This window comes from Streptomyces corchorusii (genome assembly GCF_001514055.1).
Taxonomy (GTDB): Bacteria; Actinomycetota; Actinomycetes; order Streptomycetales; family Streptomycetaceae; genus Streptomyces; species Streptomyces olivaceoviridis.
In genome coordinates, this window is sequence record NZ_KQ948364.1 from 82,454 (window position 1) to 96,021 (window position 13,568).

14 protein-coding genes are annotated in these 13,568 nt (G+C 74.6%); 8 read left to right on the forward strand and 6 right to left on the reverse strand.

Annotated features, from left to right (window positions below):
• Positions 1-75: 75 nt before the first annotated feature.
• Together AQJ11_RS31830 and AQJ11_RS31835 are read left to right on the forward strand one after the other, a co-directional pair.
• Positions 76-1,239: an exonuclease SbcCD subunit D gene (locus tag AQJ11_RS31830; protein WP_014671338.1), complete on the forward strand. Its 1,164-nt coding sequence runs from the start codon at positions 76-78 to the stop codon at positions 1,237-1,239.
• Positions 1,236-4,226, forward strand: coding sequence for an AAA family ATPase (locus AQJ11_RS31835; RefSeq protein WP_059265465.1), 2,991 nt, complete (start codon positions 1,236-1,238; stop codon positions 4,224-4,226). Before AQJ11_RS31830 ends, AQJ11_RS31835 begins: the two co-directional genes overlap by 4 nt.
• Before the next feature lie 14 nt (positions 4,227-4,240).
• On the opposite strand, the gene AQJ11_RS48500 is transcribed toward AQJ11_RS31835, so the two are convergent.
• Positions 4,241-4,384, reverse strand: a complete 144-nt coding sequence (locus AQJ11_RS48500; RefSeq protein WP_244218436.1) for a hypothetical protein — start codon at positions 4,382-4,384, stop codon at positions 4,241-4,243.
• A gap of 113 nt (positions 4,385-4,497) precedes the next feature.
• The gene (locus AQJ11_RS31840) at positions 4,498-4,944 is read right to left on the reverse strand and encodes an Lrp/AsnC family transcriptional regulator (protein ID WP_059265466.1); all 447 of its coding nucleotides are present in this window, start codon (positions 4,942-4,944) and stop codon (positions 4,498-4,500) included.
• Positions 4,945-5,038: 94 nt separating this feature from the next.
• Here AQJ11_RS31840 and AQJ11_RS31845 point away from each other — a divergent pair, with 94 nt between their 5' ends.
• From AQJ11_RS31845 to AQJ11_RS31865, 5 genes are all read left to right on the forward strand, one after another.
• Complete coding sequence (locus AQJ11_RS31845) at positions 5,039-5,518, forward strand: rhodanese-like domain-containing protein (RefSeq protein ID WP_059265467.1); 480 nt, start codon at positions 5,039-5,041, stop codon at positions 5,516-5,518.
• 82 nt (positions 5,519-5,600) lie between these two features.
• Positions 5,601-6,104, forward strand: coding sequence for a GNAT family N-acetyltransferase (locus tag AQJ11_RS31850; RefSeq protein ID WP_059265468.1), 504 nt, complete (start codon positions 5,601-5,603; stop codon positions 6,102-6,104).
• 157 nt (positions 6,105-6,261) lie between these two features.
• Entirely contained in the window at positions 6,262-6,918 is a 657-nt protein-coding gene (locus AQJ11_RS31855; RefSeq protein ID WP_059265469.1) for a histidine phosphatase family protein, read from the forward strand.
• A gap of 134 nt (positions 6,919-7,052) precedes the next feature.
• Complete coding sequence (locus tag AQJ11_RS31860) at positions 7,053-7,706, forward strand: response regulator (protein WP_014671330.1); 654 nt, start codon at positions 7,053-7,055, stop codon at positions 7,704-7,706.
• Positions 7,703-8,803: a sensor histidine kinase gene (locus tag AQJ11_RS31865; protein WP_059265470.1), complete on the forward strand. Its 1,101-nt coding sequence runs from the start codon at positions 7,703-7,705 to the stop codon at positions 8,801-8,803. Before AQJ11_RS31860 ends, AQJ11_RS31865 begins: the two co-directional genes overlap by 4 nt.
• A 13-nt stretch (positions 8,804-8,816) precedes the next feature.
• On the opposite strand, the gene AQJ11_RS31870 is transcribed toward AQJ11_RS31865, so the two are convergent.
• From AQJ11_RS31870 to AQJ11_RS31885, 4 genes are all read right to left on the reverse strand, one after another.
• Positions 8,817-10,055, reverse strand: a complete 1,239-nt coding sequence (locus AQJ11_RS31870; protein ID WP_059265471.1) for a cytochrome P450 — start codon at positions 10,053-10,055, stop codon at positions 8,817-8,819.
• A gap of 36 nt (positions 10,056-10,091) precedes the next feature.
• Entirely contained in the window at positions 10,092-11,483 is a 1,392-nt protein-coding gene (locus AQJ11_RS31875) for an NAD(P)/FAD-dependent oxidoreductase (protein WP_059265472.1), read from the reverse strand.
• A complete protein-coding gene (locus AQJ11_RS31880) occupies positions 11,473-11,703 on the reverse strand; it encodes a ferredoxin (protein WP_014671326.1) in 231 nt (76 codons plus the stop codon). Before AQJ11_RS31880 ends, AQJ11_RS31875 begins: the two co-directional genes overlap by 11 nt.
• 161 nt (positions 11,704-11,864) lie before the next feature.
• On the reverse strand, positions 11,865-12,539 hold the full coding sequence (locus tag AQJ11_RS31885; protein ID WP_059265473.1) for a hypothetical protein: 675 nt from the start codon (positions 12,537-12,539) through the stop codon (positions 11,865-11,867).
• 136 nt (positions 12,540-12,675) lie between these two features.
• On the opposite strand from AQJ11_RS31885, the gene AQJ11_RS31890 reads away from it, so the two are divergent.
• Positions 12,676-13,518 (forward strand): SDR family oxidoreductase, encoded by an 843-nt coding sequence (locus AQJ11_RS31890; RefSeq protein WP_059265474.1) that lies wholly within the window; start codon positions 12,676-12,678, stop codon positions 13,516-13,518.
• Positions 13,519-13,568 lie beyond the last annotated feature (50 nt).

Sequence of the window (13,568 nt, forward strand, 5' to 3'; positions counted from 1 at the left end):
GTTGTGCGGGGGGTGACGGGCTGGTACGGGAGTAACCACCCGTGATGTCAGACCCGGCCGTTAGTCTCGGGGATCATGAGAGTCCTGCACACGTCCGACTGGCACCTCGGCCGGGCCTTCCACCGGGTGAACCTGCTCGGGGCCCAGGCCGAGTTCATCGGTCACCTCGTCGCCACCGTGCGTGAGCGCGAGGTGGACGCGGTGGTCGTGTCGGGCGACGTGTACGACCGCGCGGTGCCCCCGCTCGCCGCGATCGAGCTGTTCGACACCGCCCTGCACCGCCTCGCGGACCTCGGCGTGCCCACGGTGATGATCTCCGGCAACCACGACTCGGCCCGCCGCCTCGGCGTCGGCGCCGGGCTCATCGACCGCGCCGGCATCCACCTGCGCACCGAGCCGTCCGCCGCCGGCACCCCGGTCGTCCTCAGGGACGCCCACGGGGACGTCGCCTTCTACGGCCTGCCGTACCTGGAACCGGCCCTGGTCAAGGACGAGTTCGGCGTCGACAAGGCCGGCCACGAGGCCGTGCTGGGCGCCGCCATGGACCGCGTCCGCGCCGACCTCGCCACCCGCGCGCGGGGCACGCGTTCCGTCGTCCTCGCCCACGCCTTCGTCACCGGCGGCCAGGCCAGCGACAGCGAGCGGGACATCACCGTCGGCGGGGTGGCCGCCGTACCGGCCGGCGTCTTCGACGGCGTCGACTACGTGGCGCTCGGGCATCTGCACGGCTGCCAGACCATCACCGAGCGCGTGCGCTACTCCGGCTCGCCGCTCGCCTACTCCTTCTCCGAGGCCGACCACCGCAAGAGCATGTGGCTGATCGACCTGGACGCGGACGGCTCCGTCACCGCCGAACGCGTCGACTGCCCGGTGCCCCGCCCGCTCGCCCGCATCAGCGGCGCCCTGGACGACCTCCTCGCCGACCCGGAGCTGACCCGGCACGAGGACGCCTGGATCGAGGCCACCCTCACCGACCCCGTCCGCCCGGCCGACCCCATGGCCCGGCTCACCGAGCGCTTCCCGCACACCCTCAGCCTGGTCTTCGCCCCCGAGCGCCCCCCGGACGACCCCCAGGTGTCGTACGCCCGCCGCCTCGCCGGCCGCACCGACCAGCAGATCGCCCAGGACTTCGTCGCCCATGTGCGCGGCGCCGGACCCGACGAGCACGAGGCGACCGTGCTGCGCGAGGCGTTCGACGCCGTGCGCGCCGACGACGCCGTGCGGGAGGTGGCCCGGTGAGGCTGCACCGGCTCGACATCACCGCCTTCGGGCCCTTCGGGGGCGCCCAGAGCGTCGACTTCGACGCGCTGTCCGCCGCCGGACCGTTCCTGCTGCACGGCCCCACCGGCGCCGGCAAGACCTCCGTCCTGGACGCCGTCTGCTACGCCCTCTACGGCTCCGTCCCCGGCGCCCGGCAGAGCGGCCAGGGCATGACCCTGCGCAGCGACCACGCCCGGCCGGGCACCCGCACCGAGGTCCGCCTCGAACTGACCGTCGCCGGACGCCGGCTGGAGATCACCCGGCAGCCCCCGTGGGAGCGCCCCAAGCTGCGGGGCACGGGCACGACCGTCGACAAGGCCCAGACCTGGCTGCGCGAGTACGACGGCACGGCCGGCGTCTGGAAGGACCGCAGCCGCTCCCACCAGGAGATCGGCGAGGAGATAACCCAGCTGCTCGGCATGAGCCGGGAGCAGTTCTGCCAGGTCGTCCTACTGCCCCAGGGCGACTTCGCCCGCTTCCTGCGCGCCGACGCCGAGGCCCGCGGCAGGCTCCTCGGCCGCCTCTTCGACACCCAGCGCTTCGCCGACGTCGAGAAGCGCCTCGCCGAACGCCGCCGCGCGACCGAGGCACGCGTGCGCGAGGGCGACACGGCGCTGCTCGCCGACGCCCACCGTATGCAGCAGGAGGCCGGCGACGCCATGGAGCTGCCCGACCTGGCCCCGGGCGACCCGGGACTGGCCGGGGCCGTCCTCGGCGCCGCCGCCGTGGCCCGCAGCACCGCCCGGGAACGCCTCACCGTCGCCCACTGCCGGCTCTCCGCCGCCGAGTCCGCCCACGCCGCGGCCCGCCGCGCCCTGGACGACGCACGCGAACTCGCCCGCCTCCAAGCCCGGTTCACCGAGGCCCGGCAGCGTGCCGAGCGCCTCCAGGAGCGGTCCGGCGCCCACCGCGAGGCCCAGCAGCGCATGGAGCGCGCCCGCAAGGCGGAGGCGGTCGCGCCCGCCCTGGAGCTGCGGGACGCCACCGAGGCGGAACACCGCCGGGCCGCCGCGGCCGAGGCACACGCGCGCGCACTGCTGCCCGACTCCTACGCCGACGCGGGCGCGGGCGGACTCGCCGCCGCAGCCCGCCGCGCCGCCGAGGAACTGGGCGGCCTGGACGCGGCCCGGCGCGCCGAACGAAGGCTCGCCGAACTCGCCGAGGAGCGGGCCGGACTCGACCGGCAGGAGCGCGCCGACGAAGACGTCCTGCGCGAGGCCGAGGCCTGGCTCGCCGACTGGGACGCCGTCCGCGCGGCCCTCCAGACCCGCGTCGACGCCGCCCAGGAGGCCGCCACCCGCGCCGAACAGCTCGCCGTCCAGCGCGCCCCCATGCGGCGCCGGCTCGACGCGGCCCGCACCCGCGACCAGCTCGCCGCCGACCTCGAACAGGCCCGGCAGCAGGCGGATGCCGCGCGGCAGCGTGCCCTCGACGCCCGCGCCCACTGGCTCGACGTGAAGGAACAGCGCCTGAACGGCATCGCCGCCGAACTGGCCGCCCACCTCACCGACGGCGAGCCCTGCGCGGTCTGCGGAGCCACCGAACACCCCGCCCCCGCCCGCAAGGTCGCCGGACACGTCGACCGCGAGGCCGAGGACCAGGCACTCGCCGTGTGCCGGCGGGCCGAGGAGCGGCACACCGAGGACGAGCGGCGTCTCGGCGTGGTCCGCGAGGCCCTGGCCGCCGCCACCGCCGAGGCCGGCGACACGCCCACCGGCGAACTCGCCACCGAGGCGGACCGACTGGAGCAGGAGTACGCCCGCGCCCGCAGCGCGGCCTCCGCGCTGCACCCCGCCCAGGAGGAGCTGCGGCGCGCCGAGCGGGAGCGCGAGCAGCGGCTCGCCGACCGCCAGCAGGCCGCCGTACGGGCCGCCTCCCGGCTCACCCGCCGCGACACCCTGGAGCGTGAACAGGCACAGCTGCAAGCGGAGCTGGCGCAGGCCCGGGGCAGCGCCGACAGCGTGGCCGCGCGTGCCGCCCAGCTGGAGCGGCGGGCGGCCCTGCTCACCGAGGCCGCCGACGCCGTGCGCGCCGCCGAGGACGCCGCCCAGCGGCTGAAGGACGCCGACGCCCGCCTCGCCGACGCCGCCTACCGGGCCGGTTTCGACACCCCGCAGGCCGCCGCCGCGGCCCTGCTGGACCCGGCCGCCCACCGTGAACTCCAGCACCGCCTGGACGCCTGGCAGCAGGAGGAGGCCGCCGTCCGCGCGGTCCTCGCCGAGTCCGGCACCGCGGCGGCGGCCCAGCAGCCGCCCGCCGACCCGGCCTCGGCCGAGCGGACCGCGTCCGCCGCGGAACGGCGGCTGCGCGAGGCGGCCTCCGCGCGTGACGCCGCCGCCCGCTGCTGCGCGCAGCTCGACCGCCTCTCCGCCCGGGCCGCCCAGGCCGTACGCCGGCTCGGCCCGCTGCGCGAGGAGTACGACCGGGTGGCTCGGCTCGCCGCCCTCACCGCGGGCACCTCCGCCGACAACGAACGCCGGATGCGCCTGGAGTCGTACGTCTTGGCGGCCCGTCTGGAACAGGTCGCCGCCGCCGCGACCGTCCGCCTCCAGCGCATGTCGTCGGGCCGCTACACCCTCGTCCACTCCGACGACCGCACCGGGCGCGGGCGCTCCGGGCTGGGGCTGCACGTGGTCGACGCCTGGACCGGACGGGAACGGGACACCGCCACCCTGTCCGGCGGCGAGACCTTCTTCGCCTCCCTCGCGCTCGCGCTCGGCCTCGCCGACGTCGTCACCGACGAGGCGGGCGGCGTCCGCCTGGACACCCTCTTCATCGACGAGGGCTTCGGCAGCCTGGACGACCAGACCCTGGACGAGGTCCTGGACGTCCTGGACTCCCTGCGCGAACGCGACCGCAGCGTCGGCATCGTCAGCCACGTCGCCGACCTGCGCCGCCGGATCCACGCCCAGCTGGAGGTCGTCAAGGACCGCTCGGGCTCGACGCTCCGACAGCGGGGCGCCTGACGGCTCGCCGAGATTCACATGCTCGGAATCAGGTTCGCGGCGACGAGGCTGTTGTACGCGGCGTCGAGGTGCGAAGTCCGGGTCCGGGCGGGGTTGCTGCCCTTGGAAACGGGGACGAGGACATCGGACAGCGGATCGTCGTCGCGTGGTTGTTCCACCTAAACACCTGCTACGACCGCGGAACTTCACATGATCCGTGTCCGTCTCCCCGAACGATCACACCGCGCACCGGGCCGGCCCCCGCCCGGCCGTCGCGGCGGCGGGGACCGGGCTAACGGCCCAGCGGGCGCCGGGGGAGCGGAGACGAGTACACGACGCTGGTAGTGACCGAGCCCAGCGCGCCGATCCGTCCCGAGATCTCCTCCAGGTGGGACATCGACCGCGCGGCGACCTTGATGACGAAGCAGTCGTCGCCCGTGACGTGGTGCGCCTCCAGGACCTCGGGCGTCGCCGCGACCAGGTCGTGGAACGGCTTGTAGTTGCCGTTCGGATAGCGCAGCCGCACGAACGCCAGGATCGGCAGGCCCAGCCGCTCGGGGTCGACCACCGCCGCGTACCCCTGGATCACGCCGGCCTCCTCCAGCCGCCGGACCCGCTCGGTGACGGCGCTGGGCGACATGGACACGGCCCGCGCCAGATCGGCGTAGCTGGCCCGTCCGTCGCGCTGGAGGACGTCGAGGATGCGCCAGTCGGTGGCGTCCGGGGAATGCGCGGTCATCCCGGATGGATAGCAGGGGAATCCCCGGCCGGGCAAGGGCGATCCCGGGGATCGTCCCTTCAGGGGGCGGCCGTCGGACCGTAGATTTCCCCACGTGATCAACACCGTTGCCGAGAACCCCGTCCTGCGCGTCGCCCCGGCCGCTCCCGCACAGGCCGCCGCCTACTTCCGGGCGAGCCTCGCCTTCCACGCCGACGTCTCCGACGTCGCCGCCGCGCTCGCGGCCGGCGGCGGCGACCCCGGCTTCGTCGTCGTGGACTCGCGCTCCACCGAGTCCTGGGACCAGGGCCACATCCCCGGCGCGCTCCACCTGCCGACCGCGCTCATCCCGGAGCAGGCCGCACGGCTCCTCGACAGGGACGTGCCGGTGGTGACGTACTGCTGGGGCCCCGGCTGCAACGGCGCCACCCGCGCCGCCCTCGCCCTCGCCGAACTCGGCTACCGGGTCAAGGAGCTGCTCGGCGGCTTCGAGTACTGGGCCCGCGAGGGCTTCCCCTACGAGACCTGGCAGGGCCCGGCGCGCCGGGACGCCGACCCGCTGACGGCACCCGTGGCGGGCGAGTGCGGCTGCTGAGGCGCGCCCACGCGCCGCGCCGCTCTCGACCGGTCGGCGCAACGCGGGTGGCCCCGGCACCCCGTCCGGGTACAGTCGGGCAGTGCCCGAGCTGAAGCGGCTGCACGCCAGCCACGCCCCCGCGGTCCTGGACTTCGAGCTGTCGAACCGCGCCTACTTCGCCGCCTTCGTCTCCGACCGCGGCGACGACTACTTCGAGCAGTTCACCGACCGCTACAACGCCCTGCTGGCCGAGCAGGAGGCCGGCAGCTGCGCCTTCTACGTGCTCCTCGCCGAGGACGGATCGGTCCTCGGCCGGTTCAACCTGGTCAACATCGAGAACCGCACCGCGGAACTCGGCTACCGGGTCGCCGAGCACGCAGCCGGCCGCGGCGTCGCCACCGAGACCGTCCGGGAGCTGTGCCGCCTGGCGGCACGCCGGCACGGACTGCGCGTCCTGCGGGCGGCCACCTCCCACCAGAACGTCGCGTCCCACAGGGTGCTGACCAAATCGGGGTTCGTCCCGATCGGACCGGCCGACCCGGCCGAGCTCGGCGGCAAGCCGGGCACCTGGTACCAGTGCGACCTGGCCACGCTCCCGCCGTAGACCGGTGGGACGACCCGCCGACCGGCGGGGGTGGTCCGGCCACCTGCCGGAGGTTGCGGGAGCGCCTTCCCTGGAACCTTGTGACCAAGGGAAACGGCTCTGCCCCGGCTGGTCCGCCGGCCGCGTGGCCCTCCCGATCGGAGAAGGAGGTCGGACAGTGACGGTGCGACTGACGATGCTCTGCGCGACCACCGCCGAAGGCGGCCTCGGCCGGGTCTTCGGGGACGGTGCCGTGAGCGAGCACCGCCGGCGTGAGCTGGCAGCCATGACAGCGACCCTTCCGCCGTACGCGGTGGCCCTGCGGGGGCCCTCCGACCGTTGCGCGCAGACCGCCGAGGCCCTCGCCGTCGCCGCCGCGCCCGAGTACGCCCTGCGCGACCTGGATCACGGCACCTGGGACGGCCGTACACCCGAGGACATCGCCGCCGTGGACCCCCATGGCCTGTCCGTCTGGCTGACCGATCCCGACGCCGCGCCGCACGGCGGCGAGACCGTCCGCGAGCTCTGCCGCCGGACAGCCGCCTGGCTGGGCACCCTGCCCGCCGACACCGGACGCGTCCTGGTGATCACCGAGGTGTCCGTCATCAGGGCCGCGCTGGTCCACGCCCTGTCCGTCCCCGTCCGCTCCTTCCGGCACCTCCACATCCCGCCCGCGTCCGCGGTCACGCTGACGCTGCGCGACGGCCTCTGGAGCACCCGGATCGACCGGCTCACCGTCCCCCGGCGCCGGAAGCCGGCCGACTGCGTCCCCACCGTCGCGGTGCCGGCCATGCCCACCACGCGCCAGCGCGTGTGCCTCACCGGCCGGCCCTGACACGGCCGGGGGGACGCGCCCCCTCCTGATCACGGCACCGACAGCCATGGCGCCTGTCCGTACGGCGTCCGGCGGCGAAACCGCCCCGGACGTGGTACGAATCGGACAGTGGTTCCATACAGGCTGGAGCGCACGTGATCCGGGTACTGGTGGTCGATGACGAAGCCCTGATCCGCACGGGCTTCCAGCGCATCCTGGCCGCCGCCGACGACATCGAGGTCGTCGGCGCGGTGTCCGGCGGCCAGGCCCTGCGGACGGTGCGCGAGAAGCGCCCCGACGTGGTGCTGCTGGACATCCGCATGCCGGACGTGGACGGGCTCACCGTCCTGGGCGAGATCCGCCGGCTGCGGGAGCCCCCCGTGGTGGCCATGCTGACCACGTTCGACATGGACGAGTACGTGGAGACGGCACTGCGCTCGGGCGCCGCCGGATTCCTCCTCAAGGACACCGATCCCGAGGCGCTGCCGCTGGCCGTGCAGAGCCTCGCCCGTGGCGGCACGGTGCTGTCGCCCAAGGTCACGCGCACGGTGGTGGACGGCTATCTGAGCGCCGGGGCGCCGGAGCGCCCGCCCAAGGCCCTCGCACGGCTCACCGGCCGGGAGCGTGAGGTGCTGCTCCTCATGGCCGAGGGCCTGTCGAACGCCGAGATCGCGTCCCGGATGCACCTGAGCACCGGCACGGTCAAGGACCATGTCAGCGCCATCCTCACCAAGCTGGAGGTCAGCGGCAGGGTCCAGGCCGCCCTCTTCGCCCAGCGGGCCGGGCTCCTCGCGGAGGAGTCGGGATGACCCGCCGTCCGTCCCCGCTGCTGCTGGACTGCGTGGCGATGGCCATGGCCCTCCTCGACGTGTGGGCCCACTGGGACATCGCCGAGCCGTTGCGGATGGCCTGCGCCCTGGGCGCCGCCGTCGTCCTGCTGCTGCGCCGGCGGCAGCCGCTGCTCACCTTCCTGCTGACCCTCCCGGCCGTCCTGCTGTCCGACGCGGTCGTCGCCTGCCTGGCCGCGCTGTACACGCTCGCTTCCCTCAGCCGCCCCCGGACGCTGCTGCTCCTGTGCGTCCTGGCCTTCGCGTTCAGCGACACGACGGCCCTGCCGTCACCGAACCTGGACCTGACCCGGCTCGCGAGGCTCATCCCGTTCGGCTACAGCGCCGCCACCGCCGCCGCCGCCGTGTTCCTCGGGCAGCTCGTACGGACCCGGCGCGACCTGTCGCTCAGACTGACCGAGATCTCCGAGGCGCGCGACCACCAGCAACTGCTGACGGCCCAGGCCGTCCTGGCCAAGGAGCGCGCCCAGCTGGCGCGGGAGATGCACGACGTCGTCTCCCACCAGGTCAGCCTGATCGCCGTGCGCGCCGGAGCCCTCCAGGTCGGCACGGACGACGCGGACACCAAGGAGGCCGCGGCGACGATCCGGCGGCTGAGCGTGCAGACGCTGGACGAGCTGCGCCACATGGTCGGCGTCCTGCGCGCCCCCGGCGGCCACCCCAAGGAGCTGACCCCGCAGCCGGCGCTCACCGACATCCAGCGGCTGGCCGACAGCTGCGGCATCGAGACCGAGTTGAAGACGGACCTGCCCGAAGGACTTCCGGCCACCGTCCAGCGCGCGGTCTACCGCACGGTCCAGGAAGCGCTGACCAACACCCGCAAACACGCTCCCGGCGCGAAGGCGCGCATCGACCTGCTGCACGCCGACGGCTCCGTCCGGGTCCGGGTCACCAACACCGCGCCGACCCAGCCGCCGCTGCCGCTGCCCGGCGCCCACCACGGCCTGATCGGGCTGCGCCAGCGCGCCGAACTCCTCGGCGGCACCATGACCGCGGGCCCGACGAGCGACGGCGGTTACGAGGTCTGCGTGGTGCTGCCGGCGGACATCACGGGGTGAGCGGACGAGGTGCTCAGCGCAGCCCGTCGAAGGCGACGCCCAGGTGCCGGGGGCCGCGCAGCACGGCGTTGCGCCGGTACGGCGGCGGGTCCTCGACCAGGCGGGGGCCCTCCAGCCGCCGGGCCAGCTCGGACAGCGCGATCTGGGCCTCCAGCCGGGCCAGCGGGGCGCCGAAACAGCTGTGGATGCCGCTGCCGAAGCCGAGGTGCTGGATGTCGCCGCGGTCCGGGTCGAACCGCTGCGGGTCCGTGAACCGCTCCGGGTCCCGGTTGCCCGCGGCGAGCACCAGCCAGATGCGCGAGCCCTTGGGGATCGTGACCCCGCGCACCTCGATGTCGGTGATGCAGGTGCGCTGCGGCACCAACTGCACGGGCGGTTCGTAGCGCAGCAGCTCCTCCACGATGTTGACCGACAGACCCGGGTCCGCCCGCAGCCGCTGGAGGATCTCCGGGTGGCGCAGCAGGGTGAGCATGCCGTTGGTGATCAGGTTGACCGTCGTCTCATGACCGGCGATCAGCAGCAGCACCGAGGTGCTGAGCACCTCCATCATCGACAGGGAGCCGTGCGGGCCCCGGCCGGCGGCCAGGTCGGACAACAGGTCGTCCCGCGGCTCCTTGGTGCGCTCCTCGACCAGTCCGGCCAGGTACATGCCGAGCTGCATACGGGCTTCCCGCGCCCTCTTCCGGGCGTCGCTGTCCCCGTCCGGGCCGGCCGCCGGGTCGAGGCTCGCGACCAGCGGGTCGACCCAGGTGCGGAACCGCGGCTCGTCCTCCCGGGGAACCCCGAGCAGCCGGCAGATCACCGTCACGGGGAACGGGTAGGCGAACTGGTCGACCAGGTCGACCTGGCGCGCGTCGCCGAAGGCGTCGATCAGCCCGGTGACGATCTCCCGCATCTCGCCCCGCATGTTCTCGATCCGCCGCGGCCGGTGCGGCGGTCCGAAGGCGCTGTTGGCGATGCGCCGCAGCCGGTCGTGCTCGGGCGGGTCCAGACGCAGGAACGACGGCGGCAGTCCGCCGGTCTCCTCCGTCTGGTCCAGCTCGTCGTCCCCGGCGGCGGCCACGTTGGCGGCGTCGGAGCTGATCCGCGGATCGTGGAGGAGGGCCTTGATGTCGTAGTACGAACTGATGAGGTACGGGCCTCCCTCCTCCTCGTGCAGCACCGGCGTCCTGCGGAGCTCCTCGTAGACCGGGTACGGGTTGGCGCGGTTGGCGTAGTCGGTGATCCGGCGCGCGATCGAGGCGTGCGGCATGGCGGGTCCTTGGGGGCGTCGGGGCCGTGGGCGGGGTCAGTGGCGGGCGGGGTGGAAGACCAGCTGCTGGTCGGCCGGCGAGTAGCCGCTGAGGGTGACCATGGGGCCGTGCGTCGGCAGGGACGGGTCCGGGAAGCCCGCCGGCACCGGCCGGCGGCCCTCGGGACGCCGGTCCACCGTCGGGTACTCCACCGGGAACGGCGCCCCCCGCTCGATCTGCCCCCGGTAGAACTCCAGCCACCGGGTGTTGTCGAAGCTCACGGCGGCGACGACCCGGCCCTGGTAGCCGTAGACCCCGACGAACCGGCGCTCGGCCAGTGAGCCCTGCGTGATCATGAGCTGTTCGCCCATGGGCGGCACCCCGACCGACTTGATGTTCACACCGAACATCGACGACCAGAAGGCGGGCATCCACAGGTGCGGCCGCCGGTCGGCGCCGTGGCAGACCATGTTGTGCGCGGCGGTCTCCGCCTGGGCGACCGCATTGCCCCAGTGCTCCAGCGACAGGAACTGGTACCCGAAGAGCGCGTGCGGGGAGCGTGCCACATCGCCCGCCACGAAGACGTCGTCCGTGACGATGCCCCGGAAGTCGAAGGCCCGGCAGCCCGCGTCACAGGCGATGCCCCGGGGCCCGGCACCGAGCCCCGACCCGGTCAGCCACTCGGTGTTGCGCAGCGAACCCAGCGAGACCACGACCACGTCCGCCTCGACCACGCTCTCGTCGGACAGATGGACGGCCCGCACCCTGCCGACCGCGTCACCCTCCAGCGCGGTCACCGTGACATGGGTGCGCAGATCGACGCCGTTCTCGGTCTGGAGGTCCGCCGCGACCGCGCCGACGACCCCGCCGAGCGCGCCCACCAGCGGCGCGCCCGCGCGCTCCGCCACGGTCACGGGCAGGTTCATCTCCCGGCACGCCGAGGCGACCTCCGAACCGGCGAACCCGGCGCCGATGACGAACACCCGGCGCGGCCCCGCCCTCAGCCGCCGGTACAGGTCCGCCGCGTCCTCGCGTGTGCGCAGCTGACAGACGCCGTCCAGCCGGGCCTCCCCCTCCTTCGGCCACGGCCGGGCCCGCACGCCGGTCGCGATGAGCAGCCGGTCGTACTCCACCTCGTCCCCGTCGGCCAGCCGGACCCGCTTCGCCGTCAGGTCCAGGTCGGTCGCCGCCACGCCGAGGCGCCACTTGGCGTCGATCTCCCGGCGGTGCGGCAGCTCGGTGTGGTGCGGTGACGCCTTGCCCAGCAGCACGGACTTCGACAGCGGCGGCCGGTCGTACGGCTCGTGGGGCTCGTCACCGACCAGCGTCAGCTCACCGGCGAAACCCTCCGCGCGCAGCGTCTCGGCGGCCCGCAGACCGGCCAGCGAGGCACCCACGATCACGATCCGGCCCTCGCGCCTGAGCCACTCCACGTAGTCAGCGGCCATCGGAGGCCTCCCGCGCCCCTCCCGTGCGGTCCAGGCCGTCGGCCGTGATCGCCTGCACGGGGCACGCGGCCACGGCACGCGCCACCCGCTCCCGCTGCTCCTCGTCCGCGCGCGGGTCGTAGATCAGCGCCTCCTCGCCGTGCATGGCGAAGACGTCGGGTGCGAGGAACGCGCACTGCGCGTACCCCTGACACTTGTTGAGATCGACGACGAGCCTCATCGACGCTCCGCCCTTCCCATGGCCAGGTCCGGACGCACCGCGCGGCGAGCGCGGGCGGTTCCGGACGGCGGTCGGCCCCCGCCCGCCAGCATGCGAGCCCGGACGGGGTGACCGCGCGCCGGGCACGCCGATCGAGTGAGCGGCCGGCGCCCCGGGCGTCGTCAGGCGACGGCGGGCCGGGGACCGTCCCGGCGGCCGGCCACGAGGATGTGCACGCTGAGCAGCAGCGACCAGGCCGGGAAGACGAGTTCCGCCCACGGCACGTTGGACGACAGGAACAGCAGCGTCACAGCGGTGAGGAGGCCCAGGACCGTGAGCCAACGAGGCAGCACACCGAGGCGGTGGCCGATGACCGACATGGACGACACGAAGACGGCCGCCATCCGCATGGCGTACTCCGTCAGCAGCGTGTACGCGAGGTGGCGGCCGAAGTCCCAGGTCGCCGCCGGCGGTGACGCGCCGGCCGGGTGGGCCGCCACGAGCACGGCACTCGCCGCCGCCGCCGCGCCGAACAGCGTGGCGGTGAAGACCAGCCCGCTGCCCAGGAAGACCGTCGCGACGAACTTGTCCTCGCCCGCGCCGACGTGCGCACGGATCACGCCGATGAACCACAGGAAGAAGATGCCGGCGAACGGCACCAGCGCGAGGGCCGTCCGCACCGCCCGGCGCTGCGCGGAGTCCGTGAAACCGTGCGGGGCGACCGTATCGGCCCCTTCCGGGATCCCCAGCCTCACCAGGACGATCGCCGCCGCCAGGAGCAGCGCGAAGACGACCCCGGCCAGCCCCGCGGCGCGCGGTGTCCGCAGCGCCCGCTGTCCCGGCCCCGTCTCCCGCATGCCCGGCCCGCCTTCCGCATCGGCCCCGGGCACCAGCTAGCCGTCCGGGGCCCGCCCGCGCCACCGGAGGCGGCCGTACGGCCGAGCGGGAAAACCGCTGGCGCCGCCCGAGCCGTGCTTCCTAAGGTGTGCGTTCATGCCCACACCCACGCAGCCGACCCCGGCCGAACTGCGCCGCGACCCCCTGCCCCTGCGCGGCCGTACCGCACTCGTCACCGGCGCGAGCCGGCGGGCCGGGATCGGGCACGCCGTGGCCCGGCGGCTGGCCGCCTACGGCGCCAGTGTCTACCTGCACCACCACGTGCCGCACGACGCCGCCATGCCCTGGGGCGCGGACGACCCCGACGCCGTCGCCGACTCCGTGCGCGAGGCGCTCGGCGACCCCGGGGCGCGGGTCGTGCCGGGCCCCGGTGACCTCGCCGACCCGACGGAACCGGCCCGGTTGGTCGCCACCGCGGTGAAGGAGTTCGGCCGCCTCGACATCCTCGTCGCCAACCACGCCCTCAGCGGCTCCGACGGCACCCTGGACGACATCGACGCCGCGATGCTCGACGCCCACTGGGCCGTGGACACCCGCTCGGTGCTGCTGCTCGTCCAGGCGTACGCCCGTTCGCGCGCCGCCCTGCCGCCGGGCACGCCCGGCGGACGCGTGGTGCTGATGACGTCCGGACAGGACCTCGGCGGCGGCATGCCCGGCGAGATCGCCTACGCCCTCCAGAAGGGCGCCCTCGCCTCGATCACCCGCTCCCTGTCCACGACGCTCGTGGAACGGGGGATCACGGTGAACGCCGTGAACCCCGGCCCCGTCGACACCGGGTACGCCACCGGCGAGGTCCACGCGGCCGTCGCCGAGCGGTCCCCCGCCGGACGCTGGGGCGCGCCCGACGACCCGGCCCGCCTCATCGCCTGGCTGGCCACCGACGAGGCGGGCTGGATCACGGGGGAGGTCATCACCTCGGAGGGCGGCTTCCGGCACTGACGCGGGCGGTCACCGCAGGGTGCGGAGGGTCACAGCCGGACGGCGCGAGC

What these genes read in the sequence shown, in the direction of transcription:
- AQJ11_RS31830 (WP_014671338.1), top strand. Translation starts at nt 76, where the DNA reads ATGAGAGTCCTGCACACGTCCGACTGGCACCTCGGCCGGGCCTTCCAC.
- AQJ11_RS31840 (WP_059265466.1), bottom strand. Translation starts at nt 4,944, where the DNA reads ATGACCGCGCATTCCCCGGACGCCACCGACTGGCGCATCCTCGACGTC.
- AQJ11_RS31865 (WP_059265470.1), top strand. Translation starts at nt 7,703, where the DNA reads ATGACCCGCCGTCCGTCCCCGCTGCTGCTGGACTGCGTGGCGATGGCC.
- AQJ11_RS31870 (WP_059265471.1), bottom strand. Translation starts at nt 10,055, where the DNA reads ATGCCGCACGCCTCGATCGCGCGCCGGATCACCGACTACGCCAACCGC.
- AQJ11_RS31875 (WP_059265472.1), bottom strand. Translation starts at nt 11,483, where the DNA reads ATGGCCGCTGACTACGTGGAGTGGCTCAGGCGCGAGGGCCGGATCGTG.
- AQJ11_RS31880 (WP_014671326.1), bottom strand. Translation starts at nt 11,703, where the DNA reads ATGAGGCTCGTCGTCGATCTCAACAAGTGTCAGGGGTACGCGCAGTGC.
- AQJ11_RS31885 (WP_059265473.1), bottom strand. Translation starts at nt 12,539, where the DNA reads ATGCGGGAGACGGGGCCGGGACAGCGGGCGCTGCGGACACCGCGCGCC.
- AQJ11_RS31890 (WP_059265474.1), top strand. Translation starts at nt 12,676, where the DNA reads ATGCCCACACCCACGCAGCCGACCCCGGCCGAACTGCGCCGCGACCCC.